Here is a 24641-nt window from a genome sequence, read left to right on the forward strand (position 1 = left end):
CTTATACCGCCTTGTTGGGATCGAAGGCATCGCGCACGGCTTCGCCAATAAAAATCAGCAGCGAAAGCAGCACCGCCACGGAAAGGAAGGCGGTGATACCCAGCCACGGCACCTGCAGGTTATTCTTGCCCTGTAGCAGCAGTTCGCCGAGCGAGGGTGAGCCCAGCGGCAGGCCGAAGCCCAGAAAGTCCAGCGAGGTGAGGGTGGTGATGGAGCTGCACAGAATAAACGGCAGGAAGGTGAGGGTCGCTACCACGGCGTTTGGCAGCATATGGCGGAAGATGATCCCCCGGTCGCTCACCCCAAGCGCCTGTGCGGCGCGTATGTAGTCGAAATTACGGGTGCGCAGAAACTCCGCGCGCACCACGCCCACCAGCGCCATCCAGCCGAACAGAACGGTGATGCCCAGCAGCCACCAGAAGCCCGGCTGCACCACGCTGGAAAGCAAAATGATCAGAAACAGCGTTGGCATACCGGACCAGACTTCGATGATACGCTGCCCCCACAGGTCAATTTTTCCGCCGTAGTAGCCCTGAACGGCGCCAGCCACCACGCCCATCACGCTGGAAAAGAGGGTCAGCATCAGCCCAAAAAGAATCGAAATTCGTGTGCCGTAAAGGATGCGCGCCAGCACGTCGCCGCCGTTGGCATCCGTCCCCAGCCAGTTTTGCGCAGAGGGCGGGGAAGGGAAGGGGGTTGTGGTGGCGAAATTAATGCTGTTTGCGCCAAAGCGCACCGGTGCCCAGAGGGCCCAGCCGTGCTGTTCGATCTGCTGGCGCAGCCACGGATCCTGATACTCCGCCGGTGTGGCAAACGGGCCGCCGAAGTCGCTTTCACTGTAGTTAGCCAGCACCGGCACGTACCAGCGGTCGTTAAAGTGCACCAGCAACGGTTTGTCGTTGGCGATCAGCTCCGAACACATGCTCAGGACAAACAGAACGGCAAAAATCCACAGCGACCAGTAACCGCGGCGGTTGTGACGAAAACGGGCCCAGCGGGCCTGGTTAACGGGGCTTAAACGCGGCATCAGCGGCCCTCAAAATCAATTCGGGGATCGACCAGCGTATAGCTGATATCGCTGATGATATTCAGCAGCAGGCCAATCAGGGTGAAAATATAGAGCGTGCCAAACATCACCGGATAATCGCGCGACACGGTGGCTTCGTAGCCCAGCAGGCCCAGACCGTTGAGCGAGAACATCACCTCAATCAGCAGCGAGCCGGTAAAAAACATACTGATGAACGTGGCCGGAAATCCGGCAATCACCAGCAGCATGGCGTTGCGGAAAACGTGTTTCCACATGATTTGCTTTTCGCTGACCCCTTTGGCGCGGGCGGTGACGACATACTGCTTGCGGATTTCATCGAGAAAGGCGTTTTTGGTCAACATGGTCAGGGCGGCGAACCCGCCGATCACCGTTGCCAGAACCGGCAGCGTGATATGCCAGAGATAGTCGGTGATTTTCTGGTACCACGGCAGCGTGCTGAAATCGGCGGAGACCAGCCCCCGCAGCGGGAAGAGGTCGAAATAACTGCCTCCGGCAAAGAAGACGATCAGCAGAACGGCAAACAGGAACGCCGGAATAGCATAGCCGATGATGATGAAGGTGCTGCTCCACATATCGAAGCGGCTGCCGTTATAAACCGCCTTGCGGATCCCGAGCGGAATAGAGACCAGATAGATAATCAGCGTCCCCCACAGCCCCAGCGTGACCGAAACCGGCAGGCTTTGCTTGATCAACGTTAATACTGACGCACTGCGAAACAGGCTATCGCCAAAATCAAAGCGAATGTAATCCCAGAGCATTTTGAAATAGCGCTCGTGTATCGGCTTATCAAAACCGTAGCGGTGGGTGATCTCGGCGATCACCTCCGGATCCAGCCCGCGCCCGCCGCGGTAATGGCTTTCACTGATATTCCCCACGCCGGTGCGCGCGTGGCTCGCGCCCATGCCTTCTCCGCCGCCGCCGGGCATGCCGCCGCTGTTGCCAAACTCGATGGCGGCAATCGCCTGATCGACCGGACCGCCGGGGGCAATTTGCACGATAAAAAAGTTAATGGTGATAATGGCCCACAGCGTGGGGATGACCAGCAGGAGCCGGCGGATCAGATAGGCACCCATGATAATTCCTTATCGCCGCTCAGCGGGAAGTCTGGCGGCTTTATTAACGTCATACCACCAGGTGTCAAAGCCCAGCGAATAGACAGGGCGCACCGTTGGCACGGAGAATTTATCCCAGCGAGCAAGGCGGTCTTCGCCCATATACCACATGGGCAGCATGTAGTAGTTCCAGGTTAACACCCTGTCGAGAGCGCGACCGAGCGGCAGGAGTTTTTCTTTATCGCCCTGCGCCGCCACAATTTTCGCAATCAACGTATCAATCGCCGGGCTTTTTACGCCTGGCGCATTGTACGAAGAGTCGATGTAGCTGGAGGCCCAGGAGATTTGCAGGTCCGAACTGGGCCACGGCTGCGCGGGCCACAGGCGCTGCATCATGTCGTAATCGCGGCTGCGCATGCGGTTGGTGATCTGCGCGTTATCGACCTGACGAATGTTCATGGTGATCCCCAGCCGCGCAAGGTTGTGCTTAAACGGGAGCACCCACTGATCGTTGCCGCCGGAGGAGAGCAGCAGTTCAAAACTGAGAGGCTTGCCCGTTTTGGCATCCACACGCTTTTGATTTTTCAGCTGCCAGCCCGCCTCATCCAGCAGCTTGCTGGCCTTCAGCAGGTTGTCCCGGTCGTAGCCGTCACCCTTTGAGGCAGGAGGTTGAAACACCGTGGTAAACACTTCTGGCGGCACTTCCGCTTTCAGCGGCGCCAGCAGGATCAGTTCGTCGGCTTTCGGGTAATCGCGCGCGGCATATTCGGTGTTCTGAAAATAGCTGTTCGCGCGGCTGTACGCCCCGTAAAACAGCGCTTTGTTCATCCATTCAAAATCAAAAGCGAGGGAAATTGCTTCCCGAACGCGGCGGTCGGTAAATACCGGACGCTGAATGTTAAACGCCAGCCAGCGCGTGTCCTGGGCGGATTCGTTTTTGTGCTCGTCTTTAACGATGTAGCCTTTAGCGAAATTTTTACCGATATAGCGGGTCGCCCAGTTTTTGGCGCTGTTCTCCACGCGCAAATCAAAGGCGCCAGCTTTGAACGCTTCAAACGCCACGTTATCGTCAAGGTAGTAGTCATAGCGAAGGGTGTCGAAATTCCAGCGCCCGCGGTTGACCGGCAGGTTTGCCGCCCAATAGTCTTTCACGCGGGAATAGACCACATACTGCCCCATGCGCCAGTCGGTAATGCGGTAAGGGCCACCGGCCAGCGGCGGCGTGGAGAGCGGGTCGCTTAACTTATGGTTCTTCCAGAACGATTCAGGCATAACCGGCAGCGAGAACAGGCTGAGCATATTCTCTTTGTTCGGTTCGCTCAGTTCAATGCGTACGGTGAGGGGCGCAATGGCGCGTACCGTCGTGCCTTTATACACAATACGGAACTGAGGTACGCCTTCGGTCATGAATTTGTGAAACGTAAAGGCCACGTCGCTGGCCTTGACCGGTGTGCCGTCATGAAATCGGGCCCGAGGGTTAAGCGTGATTTCGGCCCAGGAAAAATTATCCGCGTAGCGCACGTTGTCGGCAATCAGCGGATAGTAGCTGCCAGGTTCATCATCCGACGTGACAAAAAGCGTATCGTAAAGTGATTCCGTTCGTGCCGCAGCCACGCCGCGCAGGGCGAAGCGGTTAAAGTTGTCGAACGTTCCCGTCGCGGAGAGCGTGACCTTTCCGCCTTTCGGCGCGGCAGGATTGACGTAATCAAAGTGCGTGAAGTTGACCGCATATTTGGGCTCGCCAATCACGGCGAACGCGATGTTCTCCTTGATGGTTTGCGCCTGGCTGGACAGGCTCACGACTGCCAACCAAAGCAACATAAAGCGCATTAACATCTCGCGGCGGCTCCCTCTTTTACAGACCGGCTCAGTTAAGCTGAATAATAAGTGACGCCACGGGCAATGTGAAATTATTCACCGTCAGGCGACAGCGTATTTTGCCACGCGCGGAACTGCTCCAGCGGCATCGGGCGGCTAATCCAGTATCCCTGCAGGAAATTAACCCCATGTTCGCGCAGCCAGGTTGCCTGTTCCGGCGTTTCCACCCCTTCCGCAACGGTCGACATATTCAGCCTTCTTGCCAGCGTCAGTACGGCATCCAGCACCGGGGAGGTCACGGTTTCTGTACCGATTGCGTTGACAAAACCACGGTCGATTTTCAGGTAGTCCATGGTGAAATGTTCAAGATAGATCAGCGCGCTGTGGCCGGTGCCGAAATCGTCGATGGCAATTTCAAACCCCTCGTTGTGCAGCCATTCGAAGAGGCTGTTGGCTTCCCGATGATTAAGCATGTCGCGCTCGGTAATTTCCAGTACGATCTGGAAATAATCGGGCGGAAGCAGAGCCTTGAAGGTGCGCATATCGTCTTTAAAACTTTCCGCATGCAAATGCCCCGGCGCGATATTGATGCCCACTTTCGCCCCCGGCGGCAGTACGGTCTGTAACACTGGCGCATCGTGAATAATCAGATCAAACAGATGTAGCGTCAGCGGGACAATCAACTTCTGCGCTTCGGCAAAATTGATAAAGGCGTCCGGCGGGATTTCACCCATGGTCGGGTGTTTCCAGCGCATCAGAACTTCAAGCCCGGTCATCCTGAGCGATTTGGCATCGACAACGGGTTGATAAACCACGTAGAACTGGCCGCGCTTAATGGCGCTCAGAATTTCTTTGCCCGGATTGAGACGCGTCGTGAGGATGTAGAAGTTAAGCGACCCTGCCGCAATGCCGCACACCAGCCCGAAGAACAGGGCGTAAAGTATCTCATCGCTCGTCCACTCCTCGGCGTACAGGTTGATGGTCAGAGGAACGTCTTTGAGCGTCGCAGTGCGCGCAGGCGTTTCATGTAAATCCTTTGCTTTGACGAGGGTGCTTGAGGTGGTGGATAACGCATTTTCGCCGATGACGATCGCGATGCCTGCAAACTCGTCCTGGCGCGCGGTATAAAGCAGGTACGGCGTCAGGTTGAGATTCACTGAGGTGAATACGCCACCGTCCTTCACGAGCGGATTACGATACCAGATGGCAATCGCCGGCTTATTAGGCAGCATGGGCGTGCCGGACAGCAGGGCGATATCCACCTGCTTGTTGATGTGCAGCCCGGGTATGAGCTCCTCCATCGGAGCATTCAGTGGCCCGGTGGCTGACGAGCAGAAAGCCATTTTATCCCTGACCAGCAGAAACGCGCGCACGTTGAGGCTGAAGGCCGCACGTGAGGTCAGCTCCGCGTTAACATCCGCGCAATTATTGAGCGTCAGCGGCTGGAGCACGTCGATAGAGGCTTTCAGTTCGTCAAAATAGCTCTCCATATAGATGCGCACATCCATGATCAGCGTATCGAACCGGACTTCACGCTTGTGGTAGCTCCAGAAAAATTGCAATGAACCCAGGAGCAGGGCAGTGACCAGGCCGGTAATAATACTGAGGATCAGTATCTTGCGATGACTGGAGAAGTAGCGGGTGAGCATAGACGTCGTGATTCCTGAAATGCCGCTGGATGTATTCAGTGTAACGGGCAAAAAAAAACACCGCCGAAGCAGTGCTTTTTTTTATTGTATCGCCAGCCAAGGGATAACCAACGATACAATTATCATATTAACTGCGGGTCAGTACGCGGCGCGCTTCGTTGTAGCGCTTCTTCCAGTATGGTTCATTCATGCTGGAAATGGTCACACCGCTGCTGGTGGAGGCATGTACAAACTGGTCATTACCAATATAGATGCCCACATGTCGACCCGTCGAACCTGCACGGAACAGCACTAAATCACCGGTGCGCAGTTTGGTACGTGAAATCGACTTGCCCATCTCCTGCTGTTCGTAAGTCGAACGCGGAAGATCTAACCCAAATTGCTCACGGAACGTACGCTGTACAAAACCGGAACAATCAATGCCTTTTTTGGTGCTGCCGCCAAGACGGTAACGCACGCCTTTCCAGTCAGCATACTGGTCCATAATGCGGGACTTCACGTCCAGATTACGTACCATATTTTCAAATTCATCCTGAGAGGCTTGCAGTGACGAGGAATCTTCCATTCCCACAACACGCGTCTCAGGATGCATATTCTTTGCGGTGTTCGATGTACTACATGCCGATAACAGTACCGCGACTGCTATCGCCGGGATCCCCCGTAAGATATATCTCAGAAACGGTTGAGATTTGACCATTTTGTTTATTTTCCCTTGAAGTCCTTAACGACAAATATCGTTATAAAAATGCCAAACGTGACGAGACTAATTATCTGTTCACATTGAGACAATTGTTTCTGGTGACATTTGTGGTGCAGCGCACAAAATTATTCACCATCGAAATAATTATCTCCATGGGGCAAAACGAGTTCGAGATTAACCGATTGCCAGGGCTATTGCGAGTAAAAAGAACCTTTTTTTTATAAGAAATTGTGATACAGGAAGTAAAAATTTGTCATTGCACAAAATAGCGGCAGATCCGCCGCGTAATCGCGCAATTGCTTCATTTTTATCACGAATGTGATGACAAGAATATGACAGTGCAGAAAGATCGCAGGATGAGCATTATCAGGGATCGTGATGATCCCCGATAGTTTACGTTAAAAAACGGTATTTATTTGTTCAAGTTTTGTTGCTTTCTACGCGGAAGATAGCGATCGAAAACGGTAATCAGGCGATCGCTCAAAGGCGTCATCAGAACCCACGGCAGACCAATCAGCACGGCGGAAAGCGAACCCACAACAATATCCGTCAGCCAGTGCGCGCCAATCATCACGCGTGGGAATGCAAATATCACCACAATAAGAAGGGCGATAGCAAAGGCCTTCTTGCCGAAATAGCGGAGCATAAAACCGGCGAAGATAAGCAGCATCATGCCGTGATCGCCCGGGAAACTGTCTTTCGAGGCATCTTTTGTTGGAATATGCAGCAGTTCACTCACGCGATAAATATTCGGGAAAGAGAGCGAAGGGCTGGCGCGTTTTACCGGCATCAGATGTTGCGCCAGCTGATTAATAATCACCGCAGCCAGAAGCATCACCAGCCCGATAATCAGGATGCGACGGCGCCCCGTGACATCCTCTTTAAGCCAGAAAGAGAGCATCAGACAGCCCATGGCCAGCAGGGAAAAACCGTCAAAGGCGCGGTTATTGGTGATCGCGACCAGCCACAGGAAGGCGTCACTCTTCACCAGCCCCTGGTTGAAGAAATGGAACAGGGCTGAATCCAGCGGGAACCAGAAACCGTGATTCACCGGGATATACCAGGAGAAGAAAAGCGCCAGACCGGCGACATTAAGCAGTAGTATCAGGGGAAATCGAGTTGTCATAACGTTCAGCATAGAAGGAAAACTGGGGCAACGTTAGCCGCCCGAACTTAAACGAATCTTCAACAGGCTGGTCTGCAGGGCATTCCAGTCGGCGTTAACCGCACTAATTAACTCTATTCGGCTGTCAGGCGGCGCGACGTTTTGCGTTTCGATAAAGAAATCGTCGCCCTGGCGGTTGATTCGCACCAGCCCGTCAGGCGTGCGCATGATCCCTTTCACGCGATCGACCGGCGCAAGCCTGGCCCACTCAAGGATGCCAATGGTATCGAAAACGGTATCGGCATCGAAAATCCAGCCGCAGGCCTGATACCCCTGACCGCTGTTCAGGTTACGACGCCAGCGCTGGTGTTCCGGCAGGCTAAGCGCAGCCAGACCCTGCTTTGCAGGATGGTGATGCGCATGCTCCGCGCTGGTTGGAAGTTCCGCCAGATTCAGGCGGGGAAGATCGAGCAGGGCGCTATCAATATTCCCCTGAGTGGCCTGCACCCGCGTCCGATTGCCGCCGAAATGTTGCCACCACGTGTCCAGCGCGGCCCGGCTTTCCGCCGTGGCGCGATCGTCTTTATTGGCGACGATCACGTCTGCTGCGGCGAGCTGATCGCGGAAGTTCTCATTGGCCACCGCTTTTTCATCCAGAAGCTGACGCGGATCGAGCAGGCATAGCGTGGCGCGCAGATCGATCCACGGCTCGTAAACCGGCGCGGTCAGTAAATCGAGGATCTGCTTCGGGTGACCAAGACCGGTGGGTTCAATCAGCAGGCGGTCCGGTTTGCCCTGACGCAGTAGCGTATTCAGCCCAACCTGCATCGGCAGGCCATTTACGCAGCACATGCATCCGCCGGGGATCTCTTTAATCATCGCGCCGCTGGATGACAGCAACGCGCCATCAATGCCCACTTCGCCGAATTCATTGACCAGCACGGCCCATTTCTCGGCGGGGTCTTTATTCGCCAGCAGATGAAGAATAGAGGTGGTTTTACCGCTGCCGAGAAAACCGGTGATGAGGTTGGTTTTGGTCACGTGCGCTCCGCAAGAGAATTGTGATGCTATAACACTATGCTCTTATCCTGGCGAAAAACGGGCGCAATGAGAAGGGGGAGGGCGAACGGAGGCGATATCCGTTCGCATTAAGCGCAATAATCGCTAAAGATTTAACGTTTCAATAACAGCCTGACGTGCGCCATGGCGGGTGATGCGCTGATATGCCTGGCTGACAGCCTCAACGAAAACGCGATGTTGCGCGAGATCGTGACCAAAGACCTCGCTCAGCCCCAGTAGCGCGCTAACGCGGTCGGCGTCGCTGCTGGCGTCGACAATCGTGCGGATTTTTTCGCTGAGGGGATCGCGAACGTCAATCGCATTGCCACGTTCGTCGGATCCGCTGACGTAGCGTATCCAGCCGGCGACGCCCAGCGCCAGTAGCGGCCATGCGGTTTTGCGCTCAAGGTGAACGCGGATCCCATCCAGCATCCGCTGCGGCAGTTTCTGGCTGCCGTCCATCGCGATTTGCCAGGTACGGTGCTGCAGCGCCGGGTTAGCAAAACGCTCTATCAGGCTGTCGGCGTAAGCCGTCAGGTCGACATTCTTTATGCGCAGCGTGGGTGCCTGCTCATCCAGCATTAACCGCCGGGCGGCTTCGCGGAAGGTGGTATCCTCCATGCATTCATTAATATGCGCGTATCCGGCGAGATACCCCAGATACGCCAGGAAAGAGTGACTGCCGTTGAGCATGCGTAATTTCATCTGCTCCCACGGCAGAACGTCCTGCACCATCTGAACGCCCGCCACTTCCCACTCCGGACGCCCGGCGACGAAATTATCTTCCACTACCCACTGAATAAACGGCTCGCAGCTGATGGCGCACGGATCGTCAACGCCGAGTGCGTCGGCGATTTCTACAAGCGAGGCCTCCGTCGCGGCGGGAACAATTCTGTCGACCATCGTTCCCGGGAAACTCACGTGACCTTCGATCCACTCCGCCAGCGCCGGGGAGCGCTTGTGAGCCATGCCGAGCACCGCATTTTTCACCACGTGGCCGTTGTCCGGGATATTGTCACAGGAAAGCACGGTAAACGCAGGCAAGCCGCGCTCGCGGCGGCGATTGAGCGCTTCGACCAGGATCCCCGGGGCGGAGTGCGGTTCAGAAGGATTTTCGAGGTCGTGAAGGATCCGGGCGTTTTGCAGATCCAGCTTACCGGTGGCGGGATCGATGCAGTAGCCTTTCTCCGTAATGGTGAGCGATACGATCGCCACCTGCGGTTCGCAAAACTTCTCAATTATGGCGGGCAGCGAGTCCAGCTTTGCATTCAGGCATTCATGTACGGCGCCAACAATAATCGGCTGATGTCCTTCAGCCCCTTTCTCCAGCACGGTGAACAGATGATCCTGCGCGCGCAGCTGGCTCATCAGCACGTCGCCGCTGAACAGGCTTATTTCACAGATCCCCCAGTCGCCGCCTTTTTCATTCAGCACCCGGTTTGTTAACAATGCCTGGTGCGCGCGGTGAAACGCACCGAAGCCAAAATGGACGATGCGGGAGCGCAGTTGCTTGCGATCGTAACGAGGGAGCTGAACATGAGCAGGAAGCGAGGTGGAGGCAATTGTCTTCATGAAATACACACCTGATTAACCATTAATTAACAATGCCAGTGTAAAGTTATATGACAGCAAATAAAATTGGTGAGCCGTAAATATCCCCGTTCTGTGAGTTTGATCAATCAATGTGTGGCGGTGTGTTGACCCTTCGCGGTAAACATGTATGGTAGTCGTCATTGCAGTTACCTATATTGGTATAACAACTTGAGAGGATGAGGCAATGGAACAAACCTGGCGTTGGTATGGGCCGAACGATCCGGTTTCTCTTGATGATGTGCGTCAGGCTGGCGCAACGGGTGTCGTCACGGCGCTGCATCACATTCCTAACGGCCAGGTCTGGCCGGTTGAGGAAATTCAACAGCGTCAGGCGCTGCTGGCGGAGAAGGGATTAACCTGGTCTGTCGTGGAAAGCATTCCGGTTCACGAAGATATCAAAACCCACACCGGTGAATACCAGACCTGGATTGCAAACTACCAGCAGAGCATTCGCAACCTGGCGGCCTGCGGTATTGATACGGTCTGCTATAACTTCATGCCGATTCTGGACTGGACGCGTACCGACCTGGAATATCAGATGCCGGACGGCTCGAAAGCGCTGCGTTTTGACCAGATTGCCTTTGCGGCGTTTGAGCTGCACATTCTGAAACGCCCGGGTGCCGAAGCGGATTATACCGCCGAAGAGCAGCATCAGGCGCTTGAATGGTTTAATGCCGCCAGTGAAGCGGACATTGAAAAGCTGACCCGCAATATCATTGCTGGCCTGCCGGGTGCGGAAGAGGGCTACACGCTGGATCAGTTCCGCGCGCGTCTGGCGGAATACGGCAATATTGATAAGAACCAGCTGCGTGAGAACATGGCGTATTTCCTGCGCGCTATTGTGCCGGTTGCGGAAGAAGCTGGCGTGCGTCTGGCGGTGCACCCGGACGATCCACCGCGTCCTATTCTCGGCCTGCCGCGTATTGTTTCCACCCTTGAAGATATGCAGTGGCTGAAAGAGACGGTAAACAGCATCTATAACGGCTTTACCATGTGTACCGGCTCCTACGGCGTGCGCGCGGATAACGACCTGGTGCGGATGATTGAAACCTTTGGCGATCGCATTCACTTCACGCATCTGCGCGCGACCTGTCGTGAAGAGAACCCGAAAACCTTCCACGAGGCGGCGCACCTGGGTGGCGACGTAAACATGGTGGCGGTCGTAGACGCCATTCTGGCGGAAGAGGCGCGTCGTAAGCAGGCGGGCGATGTGCGTCCTATTCCGTTCCGTCCGGATCACGGACATCAGATGCTGGACGATCTGCGTAAAAAAACCAACCCGGGCTATTCGGCGATTGGCCGCCTGAAGGGAATGGCGGAAGTGCGCGGCGTTGAGCTGGCGCTGAAGATGATGAAGTATCCGGAGCTTCTGTAAGCTCTGTTGCCCGGTGGCGCTGCGCTTACCGGGCCTACAAAAAACCGGCCTGAGCGCCGGTTTTTGTGTTTTTGTAGGTCGGGTAAGGCGAAGCCGCCACCCGACAAATGTCATACTCAGTCAGCACGACCCATATAGCGTTTTTCTTCGATATGGATGCGGATCTTCTCGCCAGCGGAGAGATATTCCGGTACCTGCACAACCAGACCGGTGGTCAGGGTCGCTGGTTTGTTGCGTGCACTCGCCGACGCGCCTTTGATGCCCGGCGCGGTTTCCACGATTTCCAGATCCACAGTCTGCGGCAGTTCCAGCGCCAGCAGCACGCCGTCCCAGGTCAGCACCTGCATGTCTGGCATTCCGCCTTCAGGAATGAACAGCAGCTCTTCTTCAATCTGATCTTTGGTAAAGATGTACGGCGTGTAATCTTCTTTATCCATGAACACGTACTCGTTGCCGTCGATGTAAGAGAAATCAACATAGCGACGGGTCAGGGTCACGGTATCAACGATATCGTCACCTTTAAAACGTTCTTCCACCTTCAGGCCGGTACGCACATCGGCGAAACGCATTTTGTACAGCGTTGCTGCACCACGGGCGCTTGGTGCCTGAATGTCGATATCTTTCACAATCAGCAGTTTGCCGTTGTAATTCAGTACCATACCTTTCTTAATTTCGTTCGCTCTTGGCATTGCAGTAATCCTGTCTACGGGAGGTAAAAAATATCGCGCCAAATTACTCGCGCGCGGCCTTTCAGGCAAGAGGAATTCGTGGCTTTTGCTATCAATACGCAAAAGGTGTTACTGTGCGCGCGATGCCCGACTGTACGGGCATTCGCCACCGAGAGAGCATGTATGGATTGTCGTCCAGATTGCGGCGCGTGCTGTACCGCTCCGTCCATTTCAAGCCCCATTCCAGGTATGCCGGAGGGCAAGCCCGCCAATACCCGCTGCGTTCAGCTCTCTGAATCCAACCTGTGTATGATCTTTGAGTCTCCCCTGCGCCCGAAGGTCTGCTCAGGGCTTCAGCCCTCGGCTGAAATGTGCGGCAGCACGCGCGCACAGGCGATAACCTGGTTGCTTGAGCTGGAAGCGATCACCGCGCCTTAAACGTCTTTGATCCTCGCCAGGCAGCCAATCGTCAGCGTACACATCACCAGCGCAATCCAGAACACCGTGTGATAGTTCCAGATTTCAGCAACGACACCGGCCATTGAGCCCGCGATAATCCAGCCCACGCGGGTGGTATTAGTATAAAGGGTGGTTGCAGAGCCTGCCTGGCCCGGCATCAGATCCTGGAAGTAGAGCATGCCAATCCCCGCCAGGATGCCGATATATACGGCGTTCAGCAGCTGTAAAGCAAGAAGCAGGGCTGGCGTATGGACCGTCAGCATGCCAACGTAGAACAGCAGCCCGGCGACGGCTGCGATGCGCATTAAGAAACGCTTGCCGAAACGCTTCGCGTAATAGCCCGCGATTAGCATGGTCGGGATCTCAAGGCCCGCAGCCGTCCCCATCATGATCCCCGCCAGCTTCTCCGGCAGATGCAGTTCATCAATAATAAATAGCGGCATATTGATGATATACAGGCTGTTGGTACCCCACATCAGCGTGCAGATAACAAACAGCAGCAGGGCGTCGCGGCGGTTACGGCGCGGGGCTTCCAGCACGCCTGTCGCCACTTTGGGCTCTTTGCGCATGGATGGCAGAAAGCACCACACCAGCGCGCCGCACGCCACAAACGCCACCGCCGCGCTCAGGTACATCACCGTAAAGCCAAATCCCATCGCCAGCGCGTAGGCCAGCGGCGGGCCAATCACCCATGCCAGCGACACCTGAGCGCGCAATATCGAGCTGAACATCACCGCTTCCCGCCCGGTATGGTCGGCGTGCTCGCGGGCGAGGGCAAACAGCTGTGGGTTGGCGGTTGAGCCAAAGCTGCTCAGAAATACCCCGATGAACAGCAGAACGAAATAGTTACGGTTCCACGCAAACAGGACGCAGGCCAACACCCCCAGCAGACAGCAGAATACGATCAGGCTTTTACGATCGCCTTTTCGGTCGGATCGACCGGCCAGAAACTGGCTGACGAGAATTCCGATGATGGCGCTCCCGGTAAAAAAGAAGCCGACCATCGCCGGACGGACGTGAACCTCATTGGTCAGGAACAGGCTCAGCGTCGGGGTTTGTAACGCACCGGCGATGCCCGTGAAGAAAGCAACAATCAGGAACGCCGTTGACGTCAAATCAAAGGGCTTCGGCGAGGTGGCCGCAGGGGTGTTATGCATGTTTTATAATTAGCGAGTAACAGAGAGGGGCGGAGTTTACGCCGTCAGCTAAAAAATAAACAGTGGGTAAAATCAATTACGCCACGAAAAATCAAAATGGCATTTCAACTTGTAATCCTCATGGCTGAACTTAGCTGAAACTGGTTTGCTGAACTTCAGCAAAATTCAGCTGAACGCGGAAGAAATGTGCAGTATCTCTAAATTCTGATATCGGAAATACGACTTTTCTTGCAAGCCATTGCAGAAAGCGCAAGACTTTTTGAAACGTTTCAGCGCTATCTTGTTTTAACAAACGGAGCAGGCTAGCGTATTTTTTCTCATGTAAGCTGAAACGATTCAATTTCAGCAGGAGAGGAGAACCATGTTCCAGTTATCTGTTCAGGATATTCACCCGGGCGCTCAGGCCGGGGATAAAGAAGAGGCCATTCGTCAGGTTGCCGCTGCCCTTGTGCAGGCGGGTAACGTCGCGGACGGTTACGTAAACGGTATGCTGGCGCGCGAGCAGCAGACCTCCACCTTCCTCGGCAATGGCATTGCCATTCCACACGGCACAACCGACACCCGCGACCAGGTGCTGAAGACCGGCGTGAAGGTTTATCAGTTCCCGCAGGGCGTGCTCTGGGGCGACGGTCAGGTAGCCTATGTGGCTATCGGTATTGCGGCCAGCAGCGACGAACATTTAGGCCTGCTGCGTCAGTTGACGCACGTTCTGAGCGATGACTCCGTAGCGGAACAGCTTAAGTCTGCAACCACTGCTGAAGAGCTGCGTGCGTTGCTGATGGGTGAAAAACAGAACGAAGCGCTGAAACTGGATAACGAAACCCTGACGCTGGATGTTGTCGCAACCGATCTCGTGACCCTGCAGGCGCTGAACGCGGGTCGCCTGAAAGAAGCGGGCGCTGCTGATGCCACCTTTGTGACGCGTGTGATCAACGATAAACCGCTGAATCTCGGTCAGGGTATCTGGCTGAACGACAGCGCTGAAGGCAACCTGCGTAGCGCAATTGCCGTGAGCCGTTCAGCAACCGCCTTCGACGTAGACGGCGAGCGTGCAGCGATGCTGGTAACCGTGGCGATGAACGATGAGCAGCCGGTTTCGGTGCTGAAGCGTCTGGGCGATCTGCTGCTGAACAATAAAGCTGAAAAACTGCTGAATGCCGATGCGGCGACCGTGCTGGCGCTGCTGACCAGCGACGACGCGCTGACGGATGATGTGCTTAACGCTGAATTCGTGGTGCGTAACGAACACGGCCTGCATGCCCGTCCGGGCACCATGCTGGTCAACACCATTAAACAATTTGAAAGCGAGATTACCGTGACCAACCTGGATGGTTCGGGCAAACCGGCCAACGGCCGTAGCCTGATGAAAGTCGTCGCGCTGGGCGTGAAGAAAGGCCATCGTCTGCGCTTCACCGCGCAGGGCGCAGATGCTGAGCAGGCGCTGAAAGCGATAGGCGATGCCATCGCGGCGGGTCTGGGGGAGGGCGCATAATGAGCAGACGTGTTGCCACTATTACGCTGAACCCGGCTTATGACCTGGTGGGATTTTGCCCGGAAATTGAGCGCGGCGAAGTCAACCTCGTGCGTACCACTGGCCTGCATGCTGCGGGCAAAGGGATTAACGTCGCGAAAGTGCTCAAGGATCTCGGCATCGACGTCACTGTGGGCGGTTTCCTCGGTAAAGATAACCAGGATGGATTCCAGCAGCTGTTCAGCGAGCTGGGCATTGCCAACCGTTTTCAGGTTGTGCAGGGCCGTACCCGCATCAACGTTAAGCTGACCGAGAAAGACGGCGAAGTGACCGATCTTAACTTCTCCGGTTTCGAAGTGACGCCTGCTGACTGGGAACGCTTTGTGACCGACTCCCTGACCTGGCTGGGCCAGTTCGATATGGTGTGCGTCAGCGGCAGCCTGCCGTCCGGCGTGAGCCCGGAAGCCTTCACCGACTGGATGACGCGCCTGCGCAGCCAGTGCCCTTGCATCATTTTTGACAGCAGCCGCGATGCGCTGGTGGCGGGACTGAAAGCCTCTCCGTGGCTGGTGAAACCAAACCGTCGCGAGCTGGAGATCTGGGCAGGCCGTAAGCTGCCAGAATTAAAAGATGTGATTGAGGCTGCCCATGCGCTGCGCGAGCAGGGGATTGCTCACGTGGTGATTTCGCTGGGTGCTGAAGGGGCGTTGTGGGTTAACGCTTCAGGTGAATGGATTGCCAAACCGCCGTCAATGGAAGTGGTGAGCACCGTTGGCGCGGGGGATTCTATGGTTGGCGGCCTGATTTACGGCCTGCTGATGCGTGAATCCAGTGAACATACGTTACGTCTTGCCACCGCCGTTGCTGCCCTGGCCGTGAGCCAGAGCAATGTCGGTATTACCGATCGTACCCAGTTAGCCGCGATGATGGCGCGCGTTGACTTAAAACCTTTTAACTAACAGCAGGAGAGGAATAATGAAAACGCTGCTGATCATTGACTCCGGTCTCGGACAGGCTCGCGCCTACATGGCGAAGACCCTGCTGGGCGCGGCGGCACAAAAAGCACACCTGGACATTATTGATAACCCAGGTGATGCCGAACTGGCGATTGTCCTGGGCGATAAAATCCCCGCTGACAGCGCGCTGAACGGCAAAAAAGTGTGGCTGGGCGATATCAATCGCGCGGTGGCACATCCGGAACTGTTCCTGAGCGAAGCGAAAGGTCACGCGACCGTCTACAACGCGCCTGTCGCGGCGGCTCCGGCTGCGACCTCGGGTCCGAAACGCGTTGTTGCGGTCACGGCCTGCCCGACGGGCGTGGCGCACACCTTTATGGCGGCTGAAGCCATTGAAACCGAAGCGAAAAAACGCGGCTGGTGGGTGAAAGTTGAAACCCGTGGCTCCGTGGGTGCGGGCAATGCCATTACGCCGGAAGAGGTCGCTGAGGCCGATCTGGTGATTGTGGCGGCAGATATCGAAGTGGATCTGGCGAAATTTGCCGGCAAACCGATGTACCGCACCTCTACCGGCCTGGCGCTGAAAAAAACCGCGCAGGAGTTTGATAAGGCCCTGGCAGAAGCCAAACCGTATCAGGCCACCGGCGCAGCGAAAACCCCGACCGAAGGGAAAAAAGAGTCTGCGGGCGCATACCGTCACCTGCTGACCGGCGTGTCCTACATGCTGCCGATGGTGGTAGCGGGCGGTCTGTGTATCGCACTGTCGTTCGCGTTTGGTATTACGGCATTTAAAGAAGAAGGAACACTTGCGGCTGCGCTGATGCAGATCGGCGGCGGTTCAGCGTTCGCGCTGATGGTGCCGGTGCTGGCGGGCTTTATCGCCTTCTCCATCGCTGACCGTCCGGGTCTGACCCCGGGCCTCATCGGCGGTATGCTGGCGGTGAGCACCGGCTCAGGCTTTATCGGCGGTATCATCGCCGGTTTCCTCGCGGGTTACGTCGCGAAGCTGATTAGCTCGAAGCTGAAGCTGCCGCAGAGTATGGAAGCGCTGAAGCCAATCCTGATCATTCCGCTGATCTCCAGCCTGGTGGTCGGTCTGGCGATGATTTACCTGATTGGTAAGCCTGTTGCGGGCATCCTGGCGGGCCTGACCCACTGGCTGCAAACCATGGGCACGGCGAACGCGGTGCTGCTCGGCGCAATCCTCGGCGGTATGATGTGTACCGACATGGGGGGGCCGGTTAACAAAGCGGCATACGCGTTTGGCGTTGGCCTGCTGAGTACCCAGACTTATGCGCCGATGGCGGCGATCATGGCGGCCGGTATGGTGCCACCGCTGGCGCTCGGCCTGGCGACGATTATTGCCCGTCGTAAGTTCGACAAAGCGCAGCAGGAAGGCGGTAAAGCGGCGCTGGTGCTGGGCCTGTGCTTCATTACCGAAGGTGCGATTCCGTTCGCGGCGCGTGACCCAATGCGTGTTCTGCCGTGCTGTATTGTCGGCGGCGCGGTAACGGGCGCCATCTCCATGGCGATTGGCGCGAAGCTGATGGCGCCGCACGGCGGTCTGTTCGTCCTGCTGATCCCTGGCGCCATCACCCCGGTACTGGGTTATCTGCTGGCGATTGTTGCCGGTACGCTGGTGGCAGGCCTGTCTTACGCGGTGCTGAAACGTCCGGAAGCGGAAGTTGTGGCGAAAGCAGCGTAAGCGAAGCAATAAAAAAGCCGGGTGCTAATGCAGCCCGGCTTTTTTTATGCCGCCTGTTCAGCGGTTTGCTGTGCCTTCAGCCAGGCAATTTCTTCTGCCCAGATATCCGGATTGATGGTTTCAAGCACCATCGGAATACCATCGAAGCGGGCGTCCTGCATAATAAAGCGGAAGGCATCGTGACCGATATTGCCTTCGCCCAGGCTATGGTGGCGGTCAACGCGGCTGCCGAACGCGCTTTTCGCATCGTTCAGGTGCATGCCGCGCAGATACTTAAAGCCGACAATTCGCTCAAACTCATCAAACGTGTTTTTCGTCGCCTCGGTGGTGCGCAGATCGTACCCGGCCGCAAACGCGTGGCAGGTATCAATGCACACGCCCACGCGAGACTTATCTTCTACGCCGTCAATAATTGCCGCCAGATGTTCGAACTTAAAGCCGAGGTTGCTGCCCTGACCGGCGGTGTTTTCAATCACCGCGGTGACGCCTTTGGTCTTATCCAGCGTCATGTTGATGGATTCGGCAATGCGCCCCAGACAGGCATCTTCGTCAATCTGCATCAGATGACTACCCGGATGGAAGTTCAGCAGCGTCAGCCCGAGCTGTTCGCAGCGCTGCACTTCATCAAGAAACGCCTCGCGGGATTTCTCCAGCGCTTCCTGAACCGGATGCCCCAGGTTAATCAGATAGCTGTCGTGGGGAAGGATTTGGCCCGGCCCGTAATGGTATTTTTCACAGGCGGCTTTGAAATCGTCAATCACGTCGGTGGTGAGCGGGGCGGCGCGCCACTGGCGCTGGTTCTTGGTGAACAGGGCGAAAGCGGTCGCCTCGATTTCGGCGGCGCGAATGGCGGCATTCGCAAGGCCACCGGCAGCGCTGACGTGCGCTCCAACGTATTTCATAAAAAAACTCCTGTTAACCCGAAACGCTTATCATAGCGGGTTAACAGGAGAAGGACGAGATGGTTTATGCCATCAGGCTATGTACGGCGAGGTTAATCGCGCCACCGCCGACAATCAGCCAGATGAAGAGCACCAGCGCCATCAGCAGCGGCTTCGCACCGGCTTTTTTCAGCGCGCTGACGTGCGTGGTCACCCCCAGCGCCGCCATCGCCATCGCCAGCAGTATGGTATCCAGCGTCACCAGCATATCCACTACCGCTTTCGGCAGCAGGTGGAAGGAGTTAAAGATAGCGACCACGATGAACAGGATCGCAAACCATGGAATGGTGATTTTGCTCTTCTCGCTGCCGCCAGCCGGAGCCAGCTGTTTAACGCGGGCCGCAAGGAAAATCAGGAACGGTGCCAGCATCATCACGCGCAGCATTTTGGCAATGACCGCCGCGTTTTCGGCTTCCGGGTTAATGGCGTGACCTGCCGCCACCACCTGCGCCACTTCATGCATAGTCGAGCCAATATAGATGCCGTAGGTTTCAGGGCTAAACCAGTGCGCCACCAGCGGATACATGGCCGGATAGAGGAAGATCGCCAGCGTACCGAAAATGACTACCGTCGCGACCGCTACCGTCACTTTACTGGCTTCGGCTTTAACGACGGGTTCAGTTGCCAGCACCGCAGCCGCGCCGCAGATGCTGCTGCCTGCGCCGATTAACCAGCTGGTTTGCTTGTCCAGACCAAACACTTTCTGGCCGATAAAACAGGCCAGTAAAAAGGTGCTGGTCAGGGTCAGGACGTCGATGGCAATTCCGCTCACGCCCACGTCAGCAATCTGCGAAAAGGTGAGACGGAAACCGTAAAGAATAATCCCGAGGCGCAGCAAATGCTGTTTAGCAAAGATTATCCCGCCGTCGCAGGATTTCCAGATATGTGGGTAAACGGTATTTCCCACGACCATGCCCAGCAAAATGGCCAGGGTTAATGCGCTAAAACCTGCGCCTGCGATAGCCGGGATGCTGCCACCCCATAAGGCCACGCCGGTGACCACGGCGCTGAGCGCGAGACCCGGCACGAAGTGCCACACTGTACGATGATGTTGTAAGGTGATTTCTGACATAACCTTCTCCTTTGTCTGGCTAAAGGTTACGGCGCTCTGGCTTAAAAATAAAATTGATTATATACTTATAATTAATCTATATAAGTGGTAAGCAACCATGCACATTACATTGCGTCAGCTGGAAGTGTTCGCCGAGGTGCTGAAAAGCGGCTCGACGACCCAGGCGTCACAAATGCTGGCGCTCTCGCAGTCCGCCGTCAGCGCGGCGTTGACCGATCTCGAAGGCCAGCTGGGCGTTCAGCTTTTCGACAGGGTAGGGAAGCGGCTGGTGGTCAACGAACATGGCCGCCTGCTGTACCCGCGCGCGCTGGCGCTGCTGGAGCAGGCCGTTGAAATAGAACAGCTGTTCCGCGAGGACAACGGCGCGATCCGCGTGTTTGCCAGCAGCACCATCGGTAACTACATCCTGCCGGAAGTCATTGCCCGCTACCGCCGGGATTTCCCGACCCTGCCGCTGGAGATGAGCGTGGGCAACAGCCAGGACGTGATCAACGCGGTGATCGATTTCCGCGTGGATATCGGTCTTATCGAAGGGCCTTGCCACAACGTCGATATCATTGCCGAGCCCTGGCTGGAGGATGAGCTGGTGGTGTTTGCGTCTCCGGCCTCGTCGTTATTGCAGGGCGAGGTGACGCTGGAGCGGCTGGCGCAGGCGCAGTGGATCCTCCGCGAGCAGGGTTCCGGCACGCGTGAGATTGTCGACTACCTGCTGCTCTCGCATCTGCCGCATTTTCAGCTGGGAATGGAGCTGGGGAACTCAGAGGCGATTAAGCACGCGGTTCGTCATGGCCTGGGCATCAGCTGTCTTTCCCGGCGGGTGATTGCCGAACAGCTGGAGACCGGATCGCTGGTGGAAATCCCCGTTCCGCTGCCAAAACTGGTGCGCACGCTATGGTGCATTCATCACCGCCAGAAACACCTTTCCAGCTCGCTGCAGCGTTTTCTGCGCTACTGCGAAATCTAAAAGCGCCCCTCACCCTGACCCTCTCCCCTTTGGGGAGAGGGTCAGGGTGAGGGGAAAAAATTATGCTTTACTTATAATCCTGGCCGAGTCATGAAGCTCTCTTATAACTGACTATTTCTGCCGGAAGGAACGCAGATCGTCTGCTACAATCGCGCCTCATTTATTGAATGGACAGCATTTTCACATGGTTTCAGAAACTAAAACCACAGAAGCGCCCACGCTACGTCGTGAACTCAAGGCGCGTCACCTGACAATGATCGCCATTGGCGGCTCAATCGGTACAGGTCTTTTCGTTGCCTCTGGCGCAACGATTTCGGCAGCCGGCCCGGGTGGGGCACTCTTCTCTTATATCCTGATTGGCCTGATGGTTTACTTCCTGATGACCAGTCTGGGCGAACTGGCGGCATACATGCCGGTCTCAGGCTCGTTTTCGACCTACGGACAAAAATACGTTGAGGAAGGCTTTGGCTTCGCGCTGGGCTGGAACTACTGGTACAACTGGGCGGTGACCATCGCTGTTGACCTCGTTGCCGCACAGCTGGTGATGACCTGGTGGTTCCCGGACACGCCGGGCTGGATCTGGAGCGCCCTGTTCCTCGCTGTCATCTTCCTGCTGAACTACATCTCTGTGCGCGGTTTCGGCGAAGCGGAATACTGGTTCTCTTTGATCAAAGTGGCAACCGTCATCATCTTTATCGTCGTCGGTGTGGCGATGATCGTTGGTATTTTCAAAGGCGCTGAACCTGCGGGCTGGAGCAACTGGACGATAGGCGATGCGCCGTTTGCCGGGGGCTTCTCAGCGATGATTGGCGTGGCGATGATTGTCGGCTTCTCCTTCCAGGGCACCGAGCTGATTGGTATCGCGGCCGGTGAATCCGAAAACCCGGAGAAGAACATTCCGCGCGCGGTGCGTCAGGTCTTCTGGCGTATCCTGCTGTTCTATGTGTTCGCGATCCTGATTATCAGCCTGATCATTCCGTATACCGATCCAAGCCTGCTGCGTAATGACGTGAAAGACATCAGCGTCAGCCCGTTCACCCTGGTCTTCCAGCACGCGGGGCTGCTCTCTGCGGCGGCGGTGATGAACGCGGTGATCCTGACGGCGGTACTGTCTGCGGGTAACTCCGGGATGTACGCGTCCACCCGTATGCTCTACACCCTGGCCTGCGATGGCAAAGCGCCGCGCATTTTCTCGAAACTGTCCCGCGGCGGCGTACCGCGCAACGCGCTGTATGCGACCACGGTCATTGCGGGCCTGTGCTTCCTGACCTCCATGTTCGGCAACCAGACGGTCTACCTGTGGCTGCTGAACACCTCCGGGATGACGGGCTTTATCGCCTGGCTGGGCATCGCCATCAGCCACTACCGTTTCCGTCGCGGCTACGTTATGCAGGGTCACGATCTCAATAACCTGCCGTACCGTTCTGGCTTCTTCCCGCTGGGGCCGATTTTTGCCTTCATTCTGTGCCTGATTATTACTCTGGGACAGAACTATGAAGCCTTCCTTGCGGACACCATTGACTGGGGTGCCGTTACGGCCACCTACATTGGTATTCCGCTGTTCCTGGTCATCTGGTTTGGCTACAAACTGACGAAAGGAACCCGCTTCGTTCGCTACAGTGAAATGGATTTCCCGGAACGATTCAAACAATAACCGCACTTCCTCTCTTTCAGCCCGCTCAGTTGAGCGGGCTTTTTTATGAGCAGATCAGAAGCTGTAGGTCATGCCGACGGTATAGCGACGGCCATCCAGCACGGTGTCATACGTATCGTAATCAATCTGCTTATCGAGCACGTTATACACACCGGCAGTAACCAGCAGGTTTTTGTTGGCGTTGTAGCGCATACCGACATCAACCTGAGTGTAGGACGGCGTACCCTGGGACATTGACGTGCGGCTCAGGTACTCAGACGTTTTACCGCGCAGGTTCAGACGGCTCCAGAATCCGACGTCGGGCGTCGCCTGCCAGTCCAGGGTGGTGTTGAACATGTGTTTTGGCATTTTATTCAGTGGCTTGCCGGAGAACTGGCCGCTCTTCTGCTCGGACTCTGTATAGGTGTAGTTTGCAGTCCAGTTCACATCACGCGTGATCTTCCACCCAAAGGAGGACTCCACACCGCGCATGTTGGCTTTGTCCACGTTGACGCGATCGCTGACGAAATCATAGCTGTGATCGCCAATCGTACAGGCGGGATCGGCGCTGCTGTTACAGCGGCGAACTTCCGTAATCTTGTCCTTGAAGTCGGTATTAAACAGCGTCACACCGGCATTAAGGTTATCGTTATTATCCCAGAGCAGGGCGAGTTCTTCGCTCAGGCTCTTCTCTGGTTTCAGATCCGGATTGCCGACGATGATACCGTCAAGACGGCCGCCACCTGTCACCTGGCCCCAGCTGGCAGACGACTGACGCAGATCTGGCGCACGATAGCCAGCAGAAACCCCGCCTTTTAACGTCCACTGATCGGCCAGGTGCCATACGCCGTAACCGCGCGGCGTCCAGTTAGTACCGTAGTTTTGGTCTTTGTCCATACGCAGGCCGCCGGTCAACGTAAAGCTTTCGGTCATTGACCATTCATCTTCGGCAAACAGGGCCCAGCTCCAGCGCGTCAGTTTGTTCAGGCCGTCAGCAGCCTCCAGCTGATTACCGTTGTCGCGCAGTTTCTCATAGCGATACTGCCCGCCGAGGGTCAACGTATGATCGCCGAGGAAAATCTGGTTCTGGTTGTTGAAGGTGGTGTTATAGGAGCGCATTTCGCGACCTGGATTATTGGTCTCTTCCTGCTGGATATAGCTGGTGGTATTGAAGTCGTCGTAATAACCGCTGTGGGTTAACGAGTAGGTCGTGTGCTCATAGCGCGAGTCGCTTTTGGTATTTGGCGTACAGGTTGTTCCCCGGCAGGTTTCAGCCGCTTTCGACATCCCCGGGGTGCTGTTTCTGTCCTGAAGCTCGCGAGCAAAGTCGAGGTCGAAATCGTTCTTCTCGTCCGGCGTGAAGTTCAGCGTAATGCCACCGTTACGCATTTTCTGCTCGTTATAGCCGTTCACGATTTTATCTTCTGCGCGGCGTGACAACAGCCCCGTCACTTTTGCGCCCAGCAGTCCGTCGATCAGGGGACCAGAAGCGTAGGCGTTGGTCTGGAAGATATCGCCGGAATCATGGTTTTCCTGGAAGGTTGCATCGCCATGCAACGAACCGGTCCAGGCTTTGGTGTTCGAGACTTTTTTGGTAATGACGTTAATTACGCCACCCATAGCATCGGAGCCGTAAAGTGAGGACATCGGGCCGCGGATGACCTCGATGCGCTCAATGGACTCCAGCGGCGGCAGCCAACCTTGTTCAATACCCGAGTTGTCGCTGTTGGGGCGGGTGCTTCGCGTACTGACGCGTTTGCCGTTCACCAGGAACAGGGTGTACTGAGAGGCCATGCCACGAATACTGATATCACTGCTGCTCCCGCCGCCAGTGACGACAACGCCCGGGACATCTCTCAGGGCATCGGTAACATCACGGTAGGCTTTATCTTCAATCTGCTGTTTTGAAATCACTGAGATGGAGGCGGGGGCATTCTGGATTTTTTGTTCAAAACCCGTCGCGGTGACGACAACGGTGTCCTGATCGGCTGCGTGAACGAAGGGGGAACATGTGGCAGCGCCAATGGCGACGGCCAGGAGCTTAATACGTGGTATTGTCATTTGTACATTCCGTATAAAAATGAATAAAACTCCATCGGGATAACCCTGAGAACTGTATGTTTTTGTCTTGTAAGAACTCTTTGAGATGGAGAAGAGCCTGGAATTGTACAAAAGAATGTAGAATTGTAAACACAAATGATAATTGAAATCATTTG

General features: G+C 55.8%; 20 protein-coding genes. 7 read left to right on the forward strand and 13 right to left on the reverse strand.

All coding sequences use genetic code 11. The features are described 5' to 3' along the window. Position 1: 1 nt before the first annotated feature. The 8 genes from D5066_RS07220 to D5066_RS07255 all read right to left on the reverse strand — a co-directional run bounded on the left by D5066_RS07220 (position 2) and on the right by D5066_RS07255 (position 10003). On the reverse strand, positions 2–1027 hold the full coding sequence (locus D5066_RS07220; RefSeq protein ID WP_119915473.1) for an ABC transporter permease: 1026 nt from the start codon (positions 1025–1027) through the stop codon (positions 2–4). Beyond that, positions 1027–2121 (reverse strand): microcin C ABC transporter permease YejB, encoded by a 1095-nt coding sequence (locus tag D5066_RS07225; protein ID WP_119915474.1) that lies wholly within the window; start codon positions 2119–2121, stop codon positions 1027–1029. Before D5066_RS07225 ends, D5066_RS07220 begins: the two co-directional genes overlap by 1 nt. 9 nt (positions 2122–2130) lie before the next feature. Further along, positions 2131–3936 carry an extracellular solute-binding protein gene (locus D5066_RS07230; protein ID WP_119915475.1) on the reverse strand — a complete coding sequence of 602 codons (1806 nt, stop codon included), beginning with the start codon at positions 3934–3936 and terminating at the stop codon, positions 2131–2133. Between the two features lie 74 nt (positions 3937–4010). After that, a complete protein-coding gene (pdeN, locus tag D5066_RS07235; protein WP_119915476.1) occupies positions 4011–5567 on the reverse strand; it encodes a cyclic di-3',5'-guanosine monophosphate phosphodiesterase PdeN in 1557 nt (518 codons plus the stop codon). 127 nt (positions 5568–5694) lie between these two features. Further along, on the reverse strand, positions 5695–6264 hold the full coding sequence (mepS, locus tag D5066_RS07240; RefSeq protein WP_028013877.1) for a bifunctional murein DD-endopeptidase/murein LD-carboxypeptidase: 570 nt from the start codon (positions 6262–6264) through the stop codon (positions 5695–5697). Positions 6265–6679: 415 nt separating this feature from the next. Next, complete coding sequence (locus tag D5066_RS07245; protein ID WP_119915521.1) at positions 6680–7393, reverse strand: phosphatase PAP2 family protein; 714 nt, start codon at positions 7391–7393, stop codon at positions 6680–6682. A 33-nt stretch (positions 7394–7426) separates the two neighbouring features. After that, positions 7427–8413, reverse strand: a complete 987-nt coding sequence (locus D5066_RS07250) for a CobW family GTP-binding protein (protein ID WP_119915477.1) — start codon at positions 8411–8413, stop codon at positions 7427–7429. 123 nt (positions 8414–8536) lie between these two features. Then, complete coding sequence (locus D5066_RS07255) at positions 8537–10003, reverse strand: mannitol dehydrogenase family protein (RefSeq protein WP_119915478.1); 1467 nt, start codon at positions 10001–10003, stop codon at positions 8537–8539. Positions 10004–10208: 205 nt separating this feature from the next. Between D5066_RS07255 and uxuA the strand changes: the two genes are divergently transcribed. Next, the gene (gene uxuA / locus D5066_RS07260) at positions 10209–11399 is read left to right on the forward strand and encodes a mannonate dehydratase (RefSeq protein ID WP_119915479.1); all 1191 of its coding nucleotides are present in this window, start codon (positions 10209–10211) and stop codon (positions 11397–11399) included. A gap of 116 nt (positions 11400–11515) precedes the next feature. On the opposite strand, the gene yeiP is transcribed toward uxuA, so the two are convergent. Beyond that, positions 11516–12088, reverse strand: a complete 573-nt coding sequence (yeiP, locus tag D5066_RS07265) for an elongation factor P-like protein YeiP (protein WP_008500940.1) — start codon at positions 12086–12088, stop codon at positions 11516–11518. 162 nt (positions 12089–12250) lie between these two features. Here yeiP and D5066_RS07270 point away from each other — a divergent pair, with 162 nt between their 5' ends. After that, positions 12251–12505, forward strand: coding sequence for a YkgJ family cysteine cluster protein (locus D5066_RS07270; protein WP_119915480.1), 255 nt, complete (start codon positions 12251–12253; stop codon positions 12503–12505). On the opposite strand, the gene setB is transcribed toward D5066_RS07270, so the two are convergent. Then, positions 12502–13683, reverse strand: a complete 1182-nt coding sequence (gene setB, locus D5066_RS07275) for a sugar efflux transporter SetB (RefSeq protein WP_119915481.1) — start codon at positions 13681–13683, stop codon at positions 12502–12504. The two genes, D5066_RS07270 and setB, sit on opposite strands and share 4 nt — an antisense overlap. A gap of 361 nt (positions 13684–14044) precedes the next feature. Between setB and fruB the strand changes: the two genes are divergently transcribed. The 3 genes from fruB to fruA are packed head-to-tail and all read left to right on the forward strand — an operon-like array spanning position 14045 to position 17815. Further along, positions 14045–15175 (forward strand): fused PTS fructose transporter subunit IIA/HPr protein, encoded by a 1131-nt coding sequence (gene fruB, locus D5066_RS07280; protein ID WP_119915482.1) that lies wholly within the window; start codon positions 14045–14047, stop codon positions 15173–15175. Further along, positions 15175–16113, forward strand: a complete 939-nt coding sequence (gene fruK / locus D5066_RS07285; RefSeq protein ID WP_010433510.1) for a 1-phosphofructokinase — start codon at positions 15175–15177, stop codon at positions 16111–16113. Before fruB ends, fruK begins: the two co-directional genes overlap by 1 nt. Positions 16114–16129: 16 nt before the next feature. Next, positions 16130–17815 (forward strand): PTS fructose transporter subunit IIBC, encoded by a 1686-nt coding sequence (gene fruA / locus D5066_RS07290; RefSeq protein ID WP_119915483.1) that lies wholly within the window; start codon positions 16130–16132, stop codon positions 17813–17815. 44 nt (positions 17816–17859) lie between these two features. On the opposite strand, the gene nfo is transcribed toward fruA, so the two are convergent. Together nfo and D5066_RS07300 are read right to left on the reverse strand one after the other, a co-directional pair. Beyond that, positions 17860–18717: a deoxyribonuclease IV gene (nfo, locus tag D5066_RS07295; RefSeq protein ID WP_080328605.1), complete on the reverse strand. Its 858-nt coding sequence runs from the start codon at positions 18715–18717 to the stop codon at positions 17860–17862. 64 nt (positions 18718–18781) lie between these two features. Continuing rightward, on the reverse strand, positions 18782–19828 hold the full coding sequence (locus tag D5066_RS07300) for a YeiH family protein (RefSeq protein WP_119915484.1): 1047 nt from the start codon (positions 19826–19828) through the stop codon (positions 18782–18784). Positions 19829–19925: 97 nt separating this feature from the next. Here D5066_RS07300 and yieE point away from each other — a divergent pair, with 97 nt between their 5' ends. Both yieE and D5066_RS07310 read left to right on the forward strand, forming a co-directional pair. Continuing rightward, positions 19926–20792 (forward strand): DNA-binding transcriptional regulator YeiE, encoded by an 867-nt coding sequence (gene yieE / locus D5066_RS07305; RefSeq protein ID WP_080328607.1) that lies wholly within the window; start codon positions 19926–19928, stop codon positions 20790–20792. A 184-nt stretch (positions 20793–20976) separates the two neighbouring features. Then, positions 20977–22446: an amino acid permease gene (locus D5066_RS07310; RefSeq protein WP_061097614.1), complete on the forward strand. Its 1470-nt coding sequence runs from the start codon at positions 20977–20979 to the stop codon at positions 22444–22446. Positions 22447–22500: 54 nt separating this feature from the next. Here D5066_RS07310 and D5066_RS07315 read toward each other — a convergent pair whose 3' ends face one another. Further along, positions 22501–24486, reverse strand: a complete 1986-nt coding sequence (locus D5066_RS07315) for a ligand-gated channel protein (RefSeq protein ID WP_080328608.1) — start codon at positions 24484–24486, stop codon at positions 22501–22503. Positions 24487–24641 lie beyond the last annotated feature (155 nt).

Source organism: Enterobacter chuandaensis (assembly GCF_003594915.1).
In the GTDB taxonomy this organism is placed as follows: domain Bacteria; phylum Pseudomonadota; class Gammaproteobacteria; order Enterobacterales; family Enterobacteriaceae; genus Enterobacter; species Enterobacter chuandaensis.